12 protein-coding genes and 3 pseudogenes are annotated in these 21,595 nt (G+C 34.3%); 9 read left to right on the top strand and 6 right to left on the bottom strand.

The window, feature by feature from the left end; all coding sequences use genetic code 11:
- Positions 1-122: 122 nt before the first annotated feature.
- From F0000_RS08565 to F0000_RS08550, 3 genes and pseudogenes are all read right to left on the bottom strand, one after another.
- Positions 123-857: a C-terminal helicase domain-containing protein gene (locus tag F0000_RS08565; protein WP_255452677.1), complete on the bottom strand. Its 735-nt coding sequence runs from the start codon at positions 855-857 to the stop codon at positions 123-125.
- 15 nt (positions 858-872) lie between these two features.
- Positions 873-2,090 (bottom strand): annotated as a pseudogene (locus tag F0000_RS08555) (DEAD/DEAH box helicase).
- 167 nt (positions 2,091-2,257) lie between these two features.
- Positions 2,258-2,647 (bottom strand): hypothetical protein, encoded by a 390-nt coding sequence (locus tag F0000_RS08550; RefSeq protein ID WP_149624298.1) that lies wholly within the window; start codon positions 2,645-2,647, stop codon positions 2,258-2,260.
- 208 nt (positions 2,648-2,855) lie between these two features.
- On the opposite strand from F0000_RS08550, the gene hemH reads away from it, so the two are divergent.
- The 5 genes from hemH (at position 2,856) to F0000_RS08525 (ending at position 9,896) form a co-directional block, all read left to right on the top strand.
- Positions 2,856-3,893, top strand: coding sequence for a ferrochelatase (gene hemH, locus F0000_RS08545; protein ID WP_149624297.1), 1,038 nt, complete (start codon positions 2,856-2,858; stop codon positions 3,891-3,893).
- Positions 3,893-5,281 (top strand): MATE family efflux transporter, encoded by a 1,389-nt coding sequence (locus F0000_RS08540; protein ID WP_149624296.1) that lies wholly within the window; start codon positions 3,893-3,895, stop codon positions 5,279-5,281. The genes hemH and F0000_RS08540 overlap by 1 nt, the downstream gene beginning before the upstream one ends.
- A gap of 266 nt (positions 5,282-5,547) precedes the next feature.
- Positions 5,548-8,124, top strand: coding sequence for a M14 family zinc carboxypeptidase (locus tag F0000_RS08535; RefSeq protein ID WP_149624295.1), 2,577 nt, complete (start codon positions 5,548-5,550; stop codon positions 8,122-8,124).
- 725 nt (positions 8,125-8,849) lie between these two features.
- Positions 8,850-9,704: an SPFH domain-containing protein gene (locus tag F0000_RS08530; protein ID WP_149624294.1), complete on the top strand. Its 855-nt coding sequence runs from the start codon at positions 8,850-8,852 to the stop codon at positions 9,702-9,704.
- A gap of 3 nt (positions 9,705-9,707) precedes the next feature.
- On the top strand, positions 9,708-9,896 hold the full coding sequence (locus F0000_RS08525; RefSeq protein ID WP_149624293.1) for an Arc family DNA-binding protein: 189 nt from the start codon (positions 9,708-9,710) through the stop codon (positions 9,894-9,896).
- 250 nt (positions 9,897-10,146) lie between these two features.
- Here the strand turns inward: F0000_RS08525 and F0000_RS08520 are convergent, their stop codons facing one another.
- Positions 10,147-11,169, bottom strand: a complete 1,023-nt coding sequence (locus tag F0000_RS08520; RefSeq protein ID WP_149624292.1) for an AraC family transcriptional regulator — start codon at positions 11,167-11,169, stop codon at positions 10,147-10,149.
- Positions 11,170-11,322: 153 nt separating this feature from the next.
- On the opposite strand from F0000_RS08520, the gene F0000_RS08515 reads away from it, so the two are divergent.
- Positions 11,323-14,430, top strand: coding sequence for an exo-alpha-sialidase (locus tag F0000_RS08515; protein ID WP_149624291.1), 3,108 nt, complete (start codon positions 11,323-11,325; stop codon positions 14,428-14,430).
- Positions 14,431-14,825: 395 nt separating this feature from the next.
- Here F0000_RS08515 and F0000_RS08510 read toward each other — a convergent pair whose 3' ends face one another.
- Positions 14,826-16,280 (bottom strand): family 43 glycosylhydrolase, encoded by a 1,455-nt coding sequence (locus F0000_RS08510; protein ID WP_149624290.1) that lies wholly within the window; start codon positions 16,278-16,280, stop codon positions 14,826-14,828.
- Positions 16,281-16,526: 246 nt separating this feature from the next.
- Here F0000_RS08510 and F0000_RS28240 point away from each other — a divergent pair.
- Positions 16,527-16,661 (top strand): annotated as a pseudogene (locus tag F0000_RS28240) (CopD family protein); the annotation flags it as partial.
- A gap of 309 nt (positions 16,662-16,970) precedes the next feature.
- Positions 16,971-19,907, top strand: coding sequence for a proprotein convertase P-domain-containing protein (locus F0000_RS08500; RefSeq protein ID WP_188112057.1), 2,937 nt, complete (start codon positions 16,971-16,973; stop codon positions 19,905-19,907).
- 317 nt (positions 19,908-20,224) lie between these two features.
- Here the strand turns inward: F0000_RS08500 and F0000_RS08495 are convergent.
- Positions 20,225-20,452, bottom strand: a pseudogene (locus tag F0000_RS08495) (transposase); the annotation flags it as partial.
- 587 nt (positions 20,453-21,039) lie between these two features.
- On the opposite strand from F0000_RS08495, the gene F0000_RS08490 reads away from it, so the two are divergent.
- Positions 21,040-21,591, top strand: coding sequence for a CopD family protein (locus F0000_RS08490; RefSeq protein ID WP_149624287.1), 552 nt, complete (start codon positions 21,040-21,042; stop codon positions 21,589-21,591).
- Positions 21,592-21,595 lie beyond the last annotated feature (4 nt).

Below are 21,595 nucleotides of genomic sequence, written 5' to 3'. Positions count from 1 at the left end.
AGCTATAAAACAATAACTTACACAAAATCGAGTTGAAATGAAAAAATAACGATCATTTTTGAAAGTAAAAATATAGCAGAATAGATATAGAATATTTTTAAAAACCAATTAATAGAGGTCCCCTAAATACCTGTCAAAAACTCCATTTCTTTTGTCATTACTTCTTCCATTTGCTGGAAATTCACTTCTTTCTTTTCAATTTTTGGTGTTGAATTTATTTCTTTTTCTATACTGTTATCCGTGATATTTGATGCTACATTTTCATTAACAATTTCTTGTAAAACAGTCTCTTCGGGATTTTCGCTTATGAATGTATCTTCTTCTTGTATTGTAGCAAAATCATTATCCTTTATTACTTCTTCTAGCTGTTTGATAAATTGTGATTTCCCTTTCTCAGAAAAATCAACTTCGTCTGTTAAATTGCCTGAACTCAGAACACCTTCAAACAGATTTTGTTTTAATAATAATCCAGTAGCTATTTTTATTTCAATAGATTGATAAGACAATAAATTAAACATATGTAATTTCTGTTTTTGTTGTCCGATTCTATCGATTCTACCAATACGTTGATTTTTTTTGGCAGGATTCCGTGGTAGCTCAAAATTAATTACGGTATCTGCCTCCTGGAGATTTAGTCCCGCACCACCCGATTCGCTAGAAAGAAAAACGCTGCATGCTGGATTCTCCTCAAACTCTTTTATTAAGGCTCCACGTTTTTTTACAGGTACTTTTCCAGAGAGCATTGTATAGGTAATACCTTCTTTTTTTAACATATCTCCTATTAATTTTAGCATGGTGACCCACTCAGAAAAAATAATTATTTTTCTTTTAGACCTTTTTATTGCTAGTTTCTCTATTAATATATCTCTAAGCTATATTAATTTGGGAGAATGATAGGTCTCTTTGTCGACTAAATAACTAAAATCACAAACCATACGCATATTCGTAAGTAAATGCATTAGTTTCTGCCAGTCATAAGTGGTCTTAAATTTTTTCCCTAATATAGAGGCAATACCCCTTGCAAAACTGGCATGTAAGTTTGCCTGTTCATCAGAAAGGTATACATATACATTTTTCTGACTCACATTGGGTAATTGCTCAAAAACTTCTTGTTTCTCTCTTCTTAATAGGATAGGATTCAATCGTTTTTTTAAATTTTGAAGATTGTAATATCCCGCAATCTTATTTTTATATGTAACGTCAAAAATACAATGCTGATATGAAAACTCCTATTGTGGTGATAGGAACTGCTGGTCTAAAAACTGAACTATAGAGTACAAATCCAGTAGTTTGTTTTCTAGTGGTGTACCTGTAATGACCAATCCGTGTTTTTTTTGGATTCTTTTTACAGCATTCGCTGTTTGGGTTTCATAATTTTTTATTTTTTGTGCTTCATCCAGTATTACAAAATCATAGTCAGCCTTATTTATAAAAGATAAATCCCGCAAGACAGTTTCATAATTTATAATATGAAAAAAGCTATCATCGTTTATATATAAATTGTTCCTGTTTTCTGGATTACCTTCTATTACAGCAGCTTTTTCATTAGAAAATTTTAAAACCTCATTCTTCCATTGGTGTTTTACAGAAGCAGGACATATTACCAACGTTCTTTTGACATTAAAATCCTCTTTTTTAAGAATAGCCGTTGCAATAGCTTGTATCGTTTTTCCCAGTCCCATTTCATCTGCGATGATGACTCCTTTTTTAAAGACCGAAAACAAAATACCTTCTTTTTGATATGGATACAATGTAGCGTTTATAACAGAAAAATCTAACGTAGTTTGTTGCTCTATTTGCTCAAGTTCATTATTCTCGAAATAAGTTTCAATCTTTTCAAAAACCTCTTCTCTAATTTTTATCCGCTGAAAATCTCTGGATTTATGTACAAAAGAAAAAAATGAAGAAATCTGGTTATCATCAATTGAATTATTTTCTCCAAAATAAGACGTCAGCAATGACTCTTCATCTTTGTCTAATTTTTCTGGAAAAAACCAGGATATTTTATAGTCATTCAGGGGGTCTGTATGTATCTCTATAAATGGATATTTTTTATCCAGTTTTTTTATCTTTTTGGGATTCTCTTCCATGTAGTTATACAAATACATTATATGCTTTGTTGCCCCTAATTTATTGGTTTTCCAATCTATATTATTGATATATCCTGTTTTCTTGTTGAAATCCCAAAGTGTAACTTTATATGTTTTTCCTTTTTCGTTTATTAGTGTATGTTCGCCCTAAAGATTATTGGCCAGTTTTACTTTATACTAGCCTTTTTTGCCTTATCCATGCGTTCTCCCAATACGCGTTTCTTCATGCCATCCCGAGTATATTTTATACCTTCTGAAAGTTCCTTTTCTTCAAATTCATACGATACAACATATAACGCGACAAGCGTATTGATTTCCCAATCTGCATAACTTCCATTTATTTTGGCAAGCAAGCCATCATTATAATCCACCAAGAGCTGCACTATAATTTTCTCATCATTCTCATACGCCATTTGTAGTGTAATCTTTTCTTTTCCCTGAGATAGTATTACGTGCTCATATTTCTCAAAAATGGATTTTGCCTTTTCTATTTCTGTAGTAGATAATTTATCGTTTTCTTCTATATCTTTGATAGTGTTTTTGACAAGTTTGAGCATTGTGATATGTGCTTTTGAGTTGATATTTTTTCAAAAGTAATCAAACTCATTTTCTATCCAAAATATTTATCGTGTCACCATTATGGTCAAAAAAGAATGGAATACGTATTATATTTACTAATACTAGTATCATTCAGTCTTATTATATTTTTAAGATCAATCCATATAATAGTTTGTATTTTTACCTTCTGAAAAAAAAAGAAAAGTTATGAGTAAAGGTGTACTTCTTGTCAACTTAGGATCACCAGACAGTACGGATCCTAAAGATGTTAAGAGATATCTTGGTGAATTTTTGATGGATCCCAGAGTGATTGATGTACCTTTATGGGCAAGAATACTTTTGGTAAAGGGGATTATCCTTAATACAAGACCTAAAAAATCTGCTGCTGCTTATCAAAAAATATGGTGGGATGAAGGTTCGCCATTAATTGTACTTTCTGAAAGATTACAAAAAAAAGTGTCAGAGCGCACCTCTATTCCTGTTGCTCTTGCCATGCGTTATGGAACCATGAATATCAAGAAAGGATTACAGGAATTACATGATAAAGGTGTAGATGAAGTACTAATTATCCCTTTGTATCCACAATTTGCTATGGCAACTACAGAAACCATTCTGGTATTAGCTGAAGAATTGAGAAAGGAATATTTCCCGAATATGACACTTACTGATATTCCTGCTTTTTATAAGAATCCTGAATATATAGAAGTATTATCACGAAGTATTGATGAAAAAATCAATGATCTTGATTATGATCATTTATTATTTTCATATCACGGAGTTCCCGAAAGACATATCCGCAAAAGTGATGTAACAAAATCTCATTGCAAAATTGATGGTTCTTGTTGTAAAGCGGCTTCTACTCCAGCTCATGAATTTTGTTATCGCCATCAGTGTTATGAAACCACACGACAGGTTGCAGAAAAATTAAATCTAAAAGAAGGTACGTACTCTACCTCTTTTCAATCCAGACTGGGTTTTGATCCGTGGTTACAACCCTATACAGATCGTACTATCGAAAGAATGGGTAAAGAAGGTATTAAAAAAATGGCAATAGTCACCCCGGCATTTGTTTCTGATTGTCTGGAGACGCTGGAAGAGATTGCTATGGAAGGTGAAGAGATATTTCATGAAGTAGGTGGAGAGGAATTTACTACCGTTCCCTGTATAAATGATCGGGATGATTGGGCAGATGTCATAGGAACCTGGATACAAGAATGGGTTTCTGTTAAAACTACCTTGGCGTAATGGCTAAAGTTAACTTAGAGGCCTTAGGCACTCAACCTATAGGAAAACTTCTAGTACAACAAGCTGTTCCAGCATCTATAGGAATCCTTGTCATGTCATTAAATATGATTGTAGACACTATATTTCTGGGGAGATGGATCGGTCCCTTAGCAATTTCTGCAATTACTGTGGTTATTCCGATAACTTTTTTTATTGGTGCCATCGGTCTGGCAATAGGCATTGGCGGCACCTCTGTTCTATCAAGAGCTTTGGGTGCGGGAGATCAAAATAAGGCGTTACGTGTTTTTGGTAATCAAACAACATTAACTTTTTTAATCTCAGGATTTCTAGCCATTTTAGGATTGCTCTTCCAGAATTATCTTATCGATTTTTTTGGAGCAGATGATTCTTTTAAAGAATACGCACTTACCTATTATCGAATCGTACTCTATGGAATCGTTATGCTCGCCATGATTATGATGGGCAATAATATTATTAGAGCCGAAGGTCAGCCAAAATTTGCAATGGTAGCTATGATATTACCCGCTATTGGTAATATTTTTATGGACTATATACTTATTAACGTAATGGGATATGGGATGGAAGGTGCTGCCTGGGCAACATTTATTAGTTATGCTATCTGTTTTGGGTTTATTGTCTGGTTCTTTATCACTAAAAGTGAACTCAAGCTTACTTTTGAAAGTTTTAAACTTAGTCCTACTATTGTGCGTGAAATAAGCGGATTAAGTTTTGTTACTCTTGCAAGACAAGGAACTATTGCAGTGCTTTCTGTTTTATTAAACAATGTACTCATTGGATATGGAGATGCATTGGATGTAGCCATCTATGGGATTATCAGCAGGATGTTAATGTTTGCTTTGTTTCCGGTAATTGGTATCAATCAGGGTTTTATGCCAATTGCAGGATATAATTATGGTGCCGAAAAATATCAGCGAGTGCGAGAAACGATTAATACCTCTATTAAATATGGCGGAATCTTAGCGATCTGTATTTTTACTATTATAATGATATTCCCTGAAAGCTTCGTCTCACTCTTTATAAGTAATAAAGAATCATTGGATGCCCAAACACTGGCTGATAATACCGAAATACTGAAACGTACTCCCTCGGCATTACGTCTTGTTTTTCTGGCGACACCTGTTATTATTATTCAACTTATTGGATCTGCTTATTTTCAATCTATAGGAAAGGCAACACCTGCATTGCTATTAAGCCTTACTAAACAAGGTTTCTTTTTAATCCCTTTGATTCTAATTCTCCCTCCTTTCCTGGGAGTTCTTGGTGTATGGATTGCATTCCCTATTGCTGATGTACTCTCTACAGTGCTGACAGGGTATTTTTTAAACAGGGAAGTAAGAAAAACGTTGATGATCTCTAATGCTACCTAACCCAATCTGACTAAGAAAAAAGGCTTCTTTTTCTAATCAATACTGCTAAGAATCAGCTTTCTTAATTACAATACTGATGCATCCAATTTGTATTTTAACGTTACTCAGTATTATATTTTATTGTAACTTTATATCTGGTAAATAGTTGTACCTCATAGCATAACTTATTATGTAAATATAAGGATATTCATTAAAATTTATATAATTATCTAATCTATATAGACAGCTGCCAATATTATTATTATTCTCTTAAAACCAAACTTATTATGAACACAAAACCAACAACTACAAAAAGGTGGTTAGCACTACTCGTGACTGTTTTATTTTTTTGCAACACATTCATTATTAATGCTCAAGAAAAATATCACCGAGTGACAATAGACCTTGAAAAAGATCAGTTACAAACACTAAAAGATAAAGGGCTTGAGGTAGATCATTTTCACTATGAAAAAGGAAAAGTTACTGCAGAAATTTCTCAACACGATCTTACTTTATTAAAAAAAAACAATATTAAATTCAAAATTAATATTCGAAATCTGCAAAAGAAAATTCATCGCATAAATAAGAAAATCGACAGGAAGAATGCAAAAGTAAATATGGTACAGGCTGTTCCTACACCAACTAATTTTGAACTGGGAAGCATGGGAGGTTTTCATAAGTTTGATGAAGCCATTGCTACTATAGATAAAATGAGGCAACTCTATCCAGAATTGATCACAGCCAAATCTTCTATTGGAACCACAGCAGAAGGCAGGTCTATCTATATGGTTAAAATAAGTGATAACGCTGATATAGATGAGAATGAAAATGAAATGCTTTTCACTTCTATACACCATGCCAGAGAACCTATGGGGCTCTCACAAAATTTGTTTTATATGTGGTATTTATTAGAAAATTATAATTCTGATGAAGAAATAAAAACACTTGTCGATAATACTGAACTATATTTTATTCCTGTAATCAATCCCGATGGATATATCTATAACCAGCAAACAAACCCCAATGGAGGAGGTTTCTGGAGAAAAAACAGGCGCAATAATGGCAATGGCACTTTTGGCGTAGATCTAAATCGTAATTATGGATATCGCTGGGGAGGAGCTTCTAATAATACAAGTAGTGATGTATATCAGGGAACCGCAGGGTTTTCAGAATTAGAAACACAAGCCATCCGTGATTTTACAAATCAACATGAGTTTATTGCCGCACTTAATTACCATTCATTCAGTAATTTATTAATTCATCCCTGGGGATACAGTGCTAATACATTTACTCCTGATCAGAGTACATTCGAAACAATGGGTGCTTATATGACGGAGGAAAATTCATATGCAGTGGGAACTCCAAACCAAACTGTGGGTTATACGGCTACAGGAAGCTCTGATGACTGGATGTATGGAGAGCAGTCCTCTAAGCCTAAAATGTTATCCTTAACACCAGAAGTAGGAGCTTCCAGTGATGGATTTTGGCCAGCTTCAAGCAGAATCATCCCTTTATGTAATGATGCTTTTCCACTTAATATTAAAATCACCAGAATGATTGCTAAATACGCACAAGTAACTCCTGTCAATACTAATCAAACTATTACTGCCAATACTGGTGCTATAGATTTTTCTATAAAACGTTTTAGCCTTAATCAATCTAACTGGACCGTGAGTTTATCATCTACCTCATCATATGTAGCCTCTGTAGGCGCAGCGAAACAATACGATACTTTGGTATTTCTAGATACGGATACAGGGAGTATCGATTTTCAATTAAGTACAAATATCCCTTTGGGAACTATAATCCCGATGACATTGACTATCAATAATGGTTCCTGGGAGTATTCAAGAAATATTACTCTTACTTATAATGGCGGAAGTGATACTACTGCTCCTACTGCTCCAACCGGATTGGCAGCCTCGAATATCACTTCCTCTTCTGTAGCATTATCCTGGAATGCTGCAACTGATAATACTGGTGTTGTTGGATATGACATTTATCAAAGTAATAGTTTGGTTACCTCTGTTACAGGAACTACTGCTACTATGAGTGGGTTAACAGCTAATACTTCATATCCATTTAAGATAAAAGCAAAGGATGCCGCAGGAAATACCTCTGATTTTAGTAATACTATTACTATCACAACTACTGCTACAACGGTAACTTATTGTAATGCCAGCTCTAATAATGTATCTGATGAATATATCAGTAATGTACTGCTAGGTGACATTAATAATACCTCGACTGCAGAAAATGCAGGATATAGTGATTTTACTGCTGTCATTACCTCTTTATCAAAAGGAGTTGCCCATACTATTACCATAACTCCAACCTGGACCGGAACTATCTATAGAGAAGGGTATAGTGTATGGATTGATTATAACCAGGATGGTGATTTTACGGATTCCGGTGAGCAAGTATGGTCAAAATCTGCTTCGCGAACAACACCTGTTAGTGGCAGTTTTACGATACCTTCTGGTGCTATTGAAGGAAATACCAGAATGCGAGTTGCTATGAGATATAATGCCATTCCTGCCGCTTGCGGAAGTTTTAATTATGGAGAAGTCGAAGATTACACTGTAACCATAGGCGGATCGTCGATTGCAAATCAATTGATTAAAACTTCTTCTAAAGAGAATTCTATGCGAATTTATCCGGTTCCTGCAGAGCATGAGTTAACTATTATTCTTCCTGATGCTGGAATTAACCAATATGCTATTAGTGATGTATTAGGTAAAAAAATAACTTCTGGCACATTTTCTAAAACTATTGATGTAGAAAAACTGGCTTCGGGTACTTATATTCTAAAAGTTACTACGCCCTACAATACTTATATCAAGCAGTTTGTCAAAGAAGATTAATCATCATATACAGATCATCTGGATTGTAATCTCCAGGTGATCTTATTTCAGTTCGTATATAAAATTACTATTTATAAAAGGAACTGAATGTACATCATTATGATTTGGCGTTATTATACTATCAAATGATATTAACTATTGAAATCATTCCTTTTTGTTTTACACTTCAAAATAAAAAGTATCAATAGCAGTGCTATCTCTGAATTTTCTTTCTCGCCTGAATTAACATATAATTTAATAGGGTTACCCAGTTACGTCGCATTAATTTATTAATGATATTGTGTTGGACTCTATTTACACTTGCGTTATAAAGTCTATTTGTAAAAATATAGATCCTAAATTTATATTTCATTTTCAGTACTTTGAGACTTAAATGGGTAACCCTATAATTTAATTCAGTTTACGGTAATTCATCTAAGAAATGAATTAGCCTGATTTATTTATGTTGTTTATGGGTTCTTGAGTATTGCTTATCCATTTTTACTCGTCATTCTTGCGTTCCCCAGCATTATTGATGTATTCTTAGCTAGTGTTTACCTCCTCTGTTTTTAGAATTAACCGCAGAAAATGGTGGGGATGCATTCTATTTAACATCTATAGCGTTATGTTTCATTTGCATCCCAAAGGATTATAAATTGTTAGCACTTTTTTATTCATAAAATATGCTCATAATTTTTAATAGTGAAGCTAAATTAGTATTATTGTGATATCAAAATAATATCATAATGAAAAAAGAAATTAAAATTAAAGGTACTAATGGCTATTTAATGCTTCTTATATTAGCAGTCACAATTATTAGTATGGTTATAGGTTTAGTACTGGTTAAGAATCCATTTTTCTTAATCCTTGGACTACTCATAATACTAATAATCAAAGGCTTTTTTATCGTTAATCCGAATAGTTCCAAAGTATTAGTATTATTTGGTGCTTATAAAGGAACTATTCGTGAAAATGGATTCTTTTGGGCTAATCCTTTTTTTACCAAACAGAAAATTTCATTAAGAGCCAGAAATTTTGATAGTGAGCGGGTAAAGGTGAATGACAAAATTGGAAATCCCATTATGATCAATGTAATCTTAGTTTGGCAAGTTGCTGATACTTATAAATCTGCTTTTGATGTTGATAATTATGAAGAATTTGTAAAAGTACAAACTGATGCTGCTGTTCGGAAACTTGCAGGATCTTACCCTTACGATAATTTTGATGATGAGCAGGCAGAATTTACTTTAAGATCTGGGATGGATGAAGTAAACGAAGCTTTGGAAAATGAAATCACTGAACGTTTGGCTATTGCTGGGATAAAAGTTATGGAAGCCAGAATTGGTTATTTGGCATATGCACCGGAAATCGCGAGTTCGATGCTAAAAAGACAGCAAGCAGTTGCCATAGTAGCCGCCAGAAAAAAAATAGTTGAAGGCGCTGTTGGTATGGTAGAGGATGCATTGAATACGTTATCTACGGAGAATATTATTGACTTTGATGATGATAAAAAGGCCTCTATGGTTAGTAATTTATTGGTAGTTTTGTGTGGTGATAAAGAGGCAGTCCCAGTGGTAAATGCTGGAACTCTAAATTCCTAACATGTGAGTAAAAGAAAATCATTTGTAATTCGAATAGACCCTGATGTTTTTAAACAAATAGAAAAATGGGCAGATGATGAGTTTCGTAGCGTTAATGGTCAGATCGAATGGATTATAAATAAAAGCTTAAAAGAAGCTAAAAGACTACCAAAAAAACCGCTGGATAAAGAAAACAATAATCCAACACAATGATTAATTATACTCTAATACGATTTGTGATTAAAAAAATCGTATTAGACTATCGATGATAACTTCCTTAATTGCTTTTGTTTTTGATATAGGCTGGATACTCTTTTCGGATTTATTACAGCTTATCAGTATACTCCAAACTAAAAAGAGAATTACTTTGCTCATGTTTTTTGATTTTAGGATTTGAGCACAAATTCAGGAATGACAGGTCAATATCCTTTAAAAAACATGATCTTTAAAACGAAAAAGAGTATTATTTGAACTCAACAACCTTATATTTGTTTCTATACTGAGAAGGTGTTGTTGTTGTTTCTGCTTTAAAAGCAAGATTAAATGATGTCACATTACCAAAACCACAGTCATAAGCGATCGTCGCAATTTTTTCATTGATATATTTTGGATCAATCAATAATCTTTTTGCTTTTTTAATTCGGTAATGATTCACAAATTCAGAAAAGTTCTTTTGTTCATTTTCATTAATAACTTGTGAGAGTTCGCGTGAAGATATCTGTAATTTTTCTGCTACTCTTTGTAATGAAATACCTGCATCCAGAAATATTTCTTCATCGGCAAACATATTCTTAATTTGTAATACTATTTTTTTTGAAGTACTCCGATCTATGGCAGAATTACTATATTTTTCTAAGGCAAAAACATGTCTTTTTAGAAGCAGATAAGAAAATCCATAAACTAATATAGAGTACAAAATAGCTCCGCCAATATAAAAGGGTATAAATCCAACAAAATTACTAAGATAGAAACACCATATAAGACATGCTCCTATAACTATAGCACGATACCATTTTAATAACCTCGGATTTGCTTGTTTTAGCATTTTAACAATATAAATCCAGGATAAAATTAAATAAATCGCTAAATGAAATACGACTAATCCATAACTCAAATATGACTCAAAATTCTTATTATTAGGAATAAATTTACTACACAAAACAAATACTATAAATGGTATCAGATGTGCATAGTTCCATTTTGAGAAATGATTTTCTTTTTGTAGAAGTACTTTGCCATAAAACCATAAAAAAGGGCCTGATATTAAAATTCCCGAAATACCAAGATTGCGATACAACGGGTCTAAAACCACGTAATTATTAAATACGGATTTACCAATACGGATTGTTAACCCAAGTAATACCAAAGCTAAAAATCTATTCGCCTGTCTATTTCCTTTTTTAAGCGTGAATAAATAAAAACATAAAAAGAGAGCTTGCGCTAAACCCAAACAACTAAGCACTAATATAAACCCTTGCTGTACCATTCCTTAAAAATAAGGATGATCTTGTATACATCAAGGTTAAAATTAAGTGAAAATCTTTTGCAATACCAATTATTTATAGACTTTAGTACGCCATCAAATCTACAGTCTTCGTATTCTTTTATGTATTTAGGATTAATTATAAACTCAACAAACATGTACGCACAATTCATTAAAGTAATTGGTATTGTCATTTTTTTACTTGGTTCTTTTTCTTCTATTAGGTCGCAATCTTATTCATCAGAATTATATGATGCCTTAGAATATCGACTTATTGGCCCGTTTCGCGGGGGTCGTAGTGCTGCGGTGACCGGAGTCCCTGATCAACCCAATTTATTCTATTTTGGTGCTACTGGCGGTGGGGTATGGAAAACTACTGATGGGGGACGTAGCTGGGAGAATATTTCTGATGGTTTCTTTGGCGGATCTATTGGTGCTATTTCTGTATCCAAAAGTGATCCCAATGTCATATATGTTGGTGGGGGAGAAAAAACACTGCGAGGTAATGTATCTTCTGGTTATGGGGTATGGAAAAGCGTAGATGCCGGAAAAACCTGGACGCAATCTGGTCTCCCTAAAAGCAGACATATCCCTAGAATTGTAATCCATCCTACAGATCCTAATATAGTTTATGCAGGCGTGTTGGGAAATATCTACAAACCGACCCAGGATCGTGGAGTCTATAAAAGTATTGATGGGGGAGAAACCTGGAAAAAAGTACTATTTGCCAATCAGGATGCAGGCGCAGTGGATCTAACGGTAGATCCTAATAATCCAAGAATATTGTATGCCTCTACCTGGAATGCCAGAAGAACTCCTTACAACCTAAGTTCTGGAGGAAATGGCTCTGCCTTATGGAAAAGTACAGACAGCGGTACTAACTGGAAAGAAATTTCTAAAAACAAAGGGTTTGCCAAAGATACACTAGGTATTATAGGAGTAACCATTTCTCCTGCGGATAGTGAAAGAGTTTGGGCAATTGTCGAAAACAAAGAAAAAGGAGGTATCTATCGCAGTGAAGATGGTGGAGAAACCTGGAAACATATCAATAGTGATCGCAGTCTACGCCAACGAGCTTGGTATTACAGTCGGATTTATGCAGATCCAACGGATAAAGATGTTGTATATGTAGTCAATGTATCCTATCATAAAAGTAAGGATGGAGGAAAAAATTTCGGTAGTTTTAGAGCGCCTCATGGAGATCATCACGATCTATGGATTGCTCCAGAAAATCCAAAACGTATGATCATGGGTGATGACGGAGGTGCACAGATCACTTATGATGGAGGGGAAACCTGGAGCACCTATCACAATCAACCTACTTCACAGTTTTACAGAGTTACTACAGATAATCACTTTCCTTACAGAATTTATGCAGCACAACAAGACAATTCTACTATACGAATTAATCACAGAAGTACCGGCTCTTCTATATCAGAAAATGATTGGGAGCGTACAGCCGGTGGAGAATCTGCTCATATTGCAGTGGACCCTAAGGATAATGATATTGTATATGGTGGAAGTTATGATGGGTTTTTGACAAGGTTTAATCATAAAACAGAAGCCATCCGATCCATTAGTGTATGGCCTGATAATCCAATGGGACACGGAGCAGAGGATATGAAGTATCGTTTTCAGTGGAATTTCCCTATTTTATTTTCTAAACATAATCCTAATAGATTATATACTTTTTCTAATCACGTTCATGTAACTGAAAATGAAGGGCAAAGCTGGGAGGTTATTAGTCCTGATCTCACCAGAAATGATCCTGAGAAGCTAAAATCTTCGGGAGGGCCGATTACTCAAGATAATACTTCTGTAGAATACTACTGTACGATTTTTGCAGCAGCAGAAAGCTCTCTGAAAGAAGGATTACTATGGACAGGTAGTGATGATGGACTCATCCACATAAGTCAGGACGAAGGAAAAAACTGGAGTAATGTCACTCCAAAAGGGATGCCGGCCTGGATGATGATTAATAGTATAGAACCAAGTCCTTTTGATGAAGGTACCTGTTACATAGCCGGAACTCGCTATAAATCTGGTGATTTTGCTCCATACCTTTATAAAACTACAGATTACGGAAAATCATGGACAAAAATAGTTACAGGAATAAAAAATGAGCATTTTACCAGAGTATTACGGGCTGATCCAAAACGACAAGGATTGTTATATGCTGGTACTGAAACAGGAATGTATATTTCTTTTGATAATGGAGAAAATTGGACATCTTTTCAGCTAAATCTTCCTATTGTACCGATTACCGATATGACGATAAAAGATAATAACTTGATTGTTGCTACTCAGGGAAGAAGCTTGTGGATTATTGATGATCTTACTGTATTACACCAATTAAATAGTACTACAAAAAATCAGGAAAATGTATTGTTTAAGCCCAAAAACTCCTATAGAATGGCTGGAGAAAGTCGGAAAGATTCTAAAACTGAAGGCACCAATCATCCTAATGGAGTCATCACTTATTTTAATCTAAAAAATTATGATAAGAAGAAAGATACGGTATCGTTGACATATTTTAATCTAAAAGGAGATACAATAAAGTCATTCAGTACAAATGCTAAAGAGGAAAAGGATCAGTTAAAAGAATTAAAAAAAGGCGCCAATCAGTTTAACTGGAACTTGCGGGGAAATGGTGCAGAAAAACTAAAAGGAATGATCCTATGGTGGGCAAACCTAAACGGACCAAAAGCAGTTCCTGGAGATTATAAAGTAACTCTGAATGTAAATAACAAAGTTACCTCCCAAACCTTTACTATTGTTGCAGATCCCAGAGCTGAAGCGACACAACAGCAAATGCAGTCACAATTTGATTTTATTACAAGCGTAAATAAAACAGTCGATAGAGCGCATCAATCTATCAAAAAAATCAGAAAAATTAATGATCAATTAACGTCTTTTGAGAAACAATACAAAGACAATGAAACTACGACTGCCCTGGTAAAAAAGGCTTCGGAATTACAAAAGAAGTTTGATGCCATCGAACAGGCATTATATCAAACTAAAAACAAAAGTGGTCAGGATCCTTTGAATTTTCCAATAAAACTAACAAATAAACTGGGACATCTAAATTCTTTGGTAGGCATGGGTGATTTTGATCCAACAGCACAAGATATCGCTGTAAAAAATGAATTGACAAAACAGATTAACGAACAATTACAGGCGTTTGACAAACTAATTTCGGAAGAAATAAAAAGTTTTAATACAGAATTCAATACTTTGAAACTTAAGTATCTTTTTGTAGAATAGTAGCATACTCTATGAACTCATCTTAACTTTTATTTTTAACCAAAATAGAAAAAGTCAAAATGAGTTCTATGCAATGTTTTTAAGTAGAGAAGTGAAATTAGAATAAATGGAGTATGATTTCATTTTTTCTATAGAAGTTGCCATAAAGTCTTGGTATTCTCTCTGCGTAATTAATATAGTTTATTCTGACAGTGTTATTAAGTCATAAAGGAATTTCAAACTGTTTGATTCATCTTCAAAATGCAAACAAATTAGATTTACTATCACCTATTATACATTTAGAAATAATTATGTTAAAAAAGCCATTATCGATACACTAACTGACGAATATTATCACAAAAATGCCTACGTGCACAGCGGATTCTAATTATGGTCTTCTTCTGCTTTCAAGAATATTATTCACTACTTTTCTTTACAAAACTCTCATAATAACTTTGATTGTTGTTGTTCTTATTGGTTAACCGCAGAATATAAAAACCATCTTTTACCTGAGAAAGATTCATAGTATTTACTACAGTCGTATCATAAACTTCTTTTTGTACTATAGCCCCGGTTAAAGAGATAACCTCAAGAAGGTACGTTGCTGGTTTATTAAACTTTATATTCATAACATCCTTAACAGGATTCGGATATAGGTATAATTGGCTATCATCATTTAGATCAGTAACTGACAGTGAGCCTGTTACAATACCTTCATTATCTGAATCATTTACAATTAATTCTTTGTTTGTATTTTCAAATCTCTTTAAATACATCCAGAATTTACCTTGTTCTCTTGTCAATATGTGACAAAGTCCCCAGGACACGCCAGAAACTGGAGAAACCTCTTCACTTACAGGTCGATAAAGCCCGGCAGCTTCGGGATAATCGGAACTAGAATCCATCAAAACAAATTCATTTACTTTTCCTTTGATTTCAAAATTCACTCCATCCTCTGCATACTGAAGGGTTCCAAACTCAGGTCCATCCTGATGGAGCATGATAGCAATTCCTTCACCTGATTTCCAAACACATACTTCATGTCCAGTATTGGTAATCGGATTGTATTCGGACTTCACAAATGGACCTGTTGGATTATCAGAAATTGCTACTCCCCATTTTACTTGTTTATTAAGACCCCAAACTCCAACACCGCAAATGGGGGTTTCAGAACTTTCTCCTTTATAATAGAGATAGAATTTATCTTTAAAATAAATTAGACATGGATCATGTACGGCATTTTCATCAAAAACAGTAGTATTACTAACCGTAGGTTCTAAAATAGGGTTTTCTAATTTTGTCCAGGGACCATGAGGAGAGGTAGCATGTGCCATCCCAATAGTATTTTTGCTATAAATGCCTCGCAGATCAGCAGCTGCCTGATAAACCAAATAAAAAATACCATCGTGATAAAAGACCTCTGTAGTAAAAACAGAGCGATGATCGTATGATCCTACGGGACCTCTTTCTACAGCAGATCCGTGTTCTTCCCAATAATTTCCATCAGAAGAACTGGCATAATAGAGATCATTTAAATCCCAGGGAGCATTTTTACCAGGAGCATCTGTTAGACTATAAGAATACCAAACGTAGTACTTCCCGTCTACCTTTAAAACGGAACTAGGATCTCGTCTGGTATAAGTCACATTAGGGGCTAAATCACCCTCTAAATTAAACCGATCAAAGGTAATATCCCATGCTGGATTGGATGGTATTGTAACATTACAATTACCACTTTGATCATACTGCTCTAAACGTAATGTTGCACTGCTTTTAGATACTTGACCAGAAGCAACAAACGTGATACAAATTACACCAAATAATAGCTTTCTTATTTTTATCATTTCAATTCTAAATACGTTATAAATCATTATTTTAAGTTTTAAGGCTTTTTATGCACATACAAGCATCTAAACAAACGACAATATAGCGATACTAGTAAAAAATTCTTTAAAAAAATATAGTTAATTTGAATCATAACTTTCAACAAATGAGCACTTTTAAAACCCATTCTGTTGTAGTTATTCTTTTACTGTAACATAAAATTTCTAATTTTGTTGTTCAGTGCTTAATTTTATATGACTTTATAGGGTAAAGACATCCTTTTAGGAAAAATAATGACTGACTATTACGATTACATAGAAGCCCTGCACCTTATTTTTGTCATCACCTGATTTGCAGGATTATTTTATACCTCTAGATTATTTGTCTATCAAATTGAAGCTTTTGGCAATTCTTCTCACCAAAAAGAAATGATTTCAGTGGATAATTTCATTTGAGATTGGTATAATCCATTGGATATAATGGGTACTGAATACTTATCATAACAGAAACAATTGTATCCTAAAAAAACTCTCATATCACCAAGATACTATGGTTTATCATTCGACTAAAAAACAACATAAAAGGAAATTTGTCGTACACCTCAGGGCGGCAAAGTAGTTTACTTGATTGTATATTTAGTTAATTTTTTAAATAATAGCTTGATTGAAGTAGGGATATTATCAGGTTGCCTGTTTATAGAATATAAAAACATGATATTAATTACACAAAAAACTATTATGCGCAAATTTTTTTTTTTAGTACTTCAATTGCTATTTTGTCTTAGCATTAGTACGTATGCCCAAACAAAACCAAATCGTATAGAGCAATCCATATCGATGAGAGTTGTTACGCCATTGGCTTCTAAATCAAATTTAATTCCAGTTAAAAAAATAAGTGGAGAAATTAAAGATGGGCGTTCATACGCAAACAAAATAATCATCGGGAAGGGATCAACAGGAGATGATACATTAGCAAAATCACCTCACAAATTGACCGGTAAAGTTCCGGGGACTCCACCATCTTTTGTATTTGATACTTTTGAACGAGATCGACAAGGGCCGATAGATCCATCCCTGGCAGTAGGACCTAAGCATATGGTAGGTGTCTATAACACCGCATGGAGAGTATTTGATAAGAGTGGTAATGCATTAACCGATGCAATGTCACCAGAGGAACTCTTTTCTCCAAATAGCTGCTGTGATCTTACTATTTCCTACGACAATGCGGCGGACAGGTGGGTAATGTCTATTTTGTTTTCTGGTGATGGTCATGTAGAAGTTGCTGTATCTCAGGGGCCAGACCCAATAAATGATGCCTGGTCCGTATATTCTTTTCAGAATATTCAAGACTATCAAAAATTATCAGTGTGGTCAGATGGATATTACATGACTGCAAATGCTAATAATGGTCCATCTCTAGGGACCAGCGATTCTATCTTTATATTGGATAGAGAAGCAATGCTGGCAGGAGAAGACACTGCGACACTAATAAGTTTTCCATTACCAGGAATCTCAACAACCAATTTTTATAGCCCACAGGCTTTTAATGTAAGTAGCAGTAATTTACCGGCACCTGGTAATACACCTATAGTTTATCTACAAGACGATGCGTGGCGTGGCGTAACAGAGGATCACCTTAAAATATGGATCGCTAATGTTAATTTTAGTAACCCAGATTCTTCGACTATTTCTGAACCGACAGAGCTTGTAACTACAGATTTTATTTCTGTTTTTGATGGTGGCTCATTTGACAATTTAACACAACCTAATGATGGGATCGATATAGATGCTATACAATCGGCGATTATGAATCAGGCTCAATTTAGAAAATTCCCTACACACAACTCTGCAGTTTTTAATTTTGTGGTGGATACTGAGGGTGGTACAGAGGAAGTAGCTGGTATCAGATGGTTTGAGCTCCGTCAATCTGGAGACGGACAACCCTGGACAATTTTTCAGGAAGGGACATACACTTCTCCTGATGGTAAACACGCCTGGAACGGGAGTATGATTATGGATGGTGACGGAAACATAGCTCTAGGATATACCGGTATGGGAGGAACAACGAATACAGTTCTCAGTTCGTATTATGCAGGTAGATTTGCAAATGATCCTGCTGGGACTATGACTATCGACGAGACTCTAATTGCAACAGGAGGAGGAAATGTAACTGGAAGTCCGAGATATGGGGATTATTCAAAAATTGATATAGACCCACTAACAGATACTAGATTCTGGTTTGTTAACGACTATGTTAATGCAGGGGGCAAAAGAGCTGCGGTAGCAGGAGTTTTTCAATTAAAATCTGACCTTACCAGTGACGTTGCACCTGTTGCCGTTAATATCCCGCCTCTGGGATTATATTCTGCTACAGAAACGATTACCACCACCATCTACAATCTGGGAACGACAGATGTATCAAATTTTGAGGTAAGTTATAGTATTAATGGCGATACTCCTGTCACCGAAACTTTTACAGGAACCATTATGCCGAATCAGAGTGCAGATTTTAGTTTTGCACAAACTGTGGATCTATCCACAGAAAATCAAAATTTTGAAATCAAAATTTCTACTGATCTTACATCTGATGAGAGAGCCGAAAATGATACGTATTCTATATCCACACAAAGTCTTTTCCCTAATGAAATAGGTATAGAAAAAATCATCTCACCTGAAAGTGGTCAAAATTTAGGAAATGAGGAAGTAACCCTGAGAATTTATAATTTTGGAGGAGTAGAACAATCAAATTTTGATGTCTCTTATACACTGGATGGAGGAGTACCAATAACTGAAACTGTTGCAGGTCCATTACCATCGAGAGAAAGTCTGGATTATACATTTACTCAGGCTGCAAATTTATCTGGTGAACAAAGATATACAATAGAAGGCTCTACCTTATTGACAAACGACTCTGTAGCTTCTAATAACACATTTTCAAAGGAAGTTGATAATTTGTCGTGTAATAACCTGACCAATGATACCCCTGTCACTATCAGTGCTCCTAATACTAGTACCACCATTACCTCAGAAATTGAATCAACTCTAGACGAGCCTATATCTCAGCTATTGGTTCAGTTTACTATAGAACATGCCTTTACATCGGATCTAATCATAAAACTAATAGCACCAGATAATACCGAGGTATCTTTAAGTTCGTCTCGAGGAGAAGATACTGATAATTTTACAAACACTACTTTTCTGGACATTGCTTCTGTTCCTATATCAGATGGAAGAGGCCCATTTACAGGATCTTTCAGACCAGAAACTCCTCTATCAGATTTAGCAGGAAAATCTACTTTGGGAACCTGGACACTTTCTGTAGAAGATAGTTTTGGTTTGGATGGAGGTCAACTTGTAGGTTGGTCTCTAAGTTTTTGTTCACTAAGAACACTTAGTGTTGAAGAAAACCTTGATCCAGATAATGATCTGAAAATTATTTACAGAGATAATAATCAATTCGATATCAAGTTTGAATCTGATACCGTACACGATCAATTAGAAATGGATATTTTTAATCTAAGCGGTCAGCGTCTGTTACACCATAAACTGGATAAAGAAAATGAAATCGGTTATTATTATAACCTTGATATGTCTCATGCTTCTTCTGGGATATACCTAGTAAGGATTAAAGACAAAGAGAACAGATCAAAATTTAAAAGACTTGTTGTCAATTAATTTTTTTCTAAAACACAAGTCCTTTTTTAAAGTACTTCAATAATAAGAAATCGTCTAAAAAGTAATTTTTGGACGATTTTTTTGTTTCAAGATTTTATACAATAATCCTACTTTGTCATCTTATGTTTTATATTTTTTCTGATTCCTTAAAAGCTGATTTATATACCTTTGATGCTGTTCCTAAATTAACTTGATAGCTAGTTGTGGTTCTTCTATTTTAGTTTTTATGCACAGGTTGACAATTTTCTTAATTGTAGCGGCAGTATATTTTTCTTTACTTTTTTTTAGTTTGACTTTAGTAATCAACAACATAGCCATCATACAAATTGCCATATGATTATGAAAGCCATGCCATCCTCTGATTTGATAATCTTCCATTCCTTTGGCATGAACAAACGCATATCTATAGGGGTATAATATTCTGACTGTGAAAGTCCTGCCGCTACAGCTATTTGACCATTATCTGTTTTTCCAATACAACCTAAATATTGCCTGGAAACACAGGCAGACATCTTACCTTTTTTACGAAAACCCACTTCATCAATCCAATAATGCAGTAGGTGGGTTGCTCTGTAAAAACAACTCGGAAGAAGCTAAAGCTACTTGATCCATCAACCCTCTATAAGACCATAAATCGCTATTAACAAAATGATTAATACTTTGCTGATTCAGAGTTGACAAGTGATCTGCAATATATTGGCAATTAGCCTTCTTCTTCTCAAATTTGAAAAGTGATTGAAAATAATCGAAGGTATGTTGTCGATATGAAAATTTAACGACCTTAAATCGATCTGTGAATTTTGAAAAGAAAGAAGTGAATTGAGATTCAATAGAATCCAGAAATTTTAAAGTTTCTGAATCATTTTTTTTGGCAGGTGCTATCTAGTGTAGCCCACTTGTGTTTAATTTGTAATACTATATTATATGGGTAAAATAAGGTGTTTACTATCATTTACCAAAATATTTTGCCTTCTTTTTATAAGATGACAAAGTAGGAATAAAATGAAATTACCTGCTTCTTGATTCGGATCGAGTTGGCAATCCGTGATTATTTTTTACTTTTGAGCATATGTAAACATCTTTTCTGTCACCTCAAGTGTCACAGAGGAACATCAGTACTAACTTATTATCAATGCAAGAATATTATAACTACATAAAAGCGCTGCATCTTATCTTTGTGATCACCTGGTTTGCAGGGTTATTTTATATCCCGAGACTTTTTGTCTATCAAATAGAAGCATCTCAAAAAACTTCTCCAGAAAAAGAGATATTAAGTAATCAGTTAAAGCTTATGACAAAAAGGTTATGGTTTATAATTACCTGGCCTTCTGCTATTCTGACAACTATTTTTGCTACTTTGTTATTGATTCTAAGACCTGGGATATTACATGACTCCTGGATGCATATAAAATTAGGCTTTGTTTTTTTACTTTTTTTATATCATTTGAAGTGTCACCACATGTACAAACAACTTCAGCAGGATATCATAAAATGGTCTTCTAATCAGATGAGAATTTGGAATGAAGGGTCTACCATCATCCTCTTTTCGGTTATCTTTTTGGTGATTGTTCGTGATGCAGTTAATTGGGTCTATGGAGTTATTGGGATCATGATTCTATCGATACTATTGATGCTGGGTATAAAATTGTACAAAAGAATCAGGGATAAGAATCCAAATGCTTAATTTG

Origin of the sequence: Aquimarina sp. RZ0, from assembly GCF_008370685.1 — a bacterium.
Classification (GTDB): domain Bacteria; phylum Bacteroidota; class Bacteroidia; order Flavobacteriales; family Flavobacteriaceae; genus Aquimarina.
This window is presented reverse-complemented; position numbering and strand designations above follow the sequence as displayed.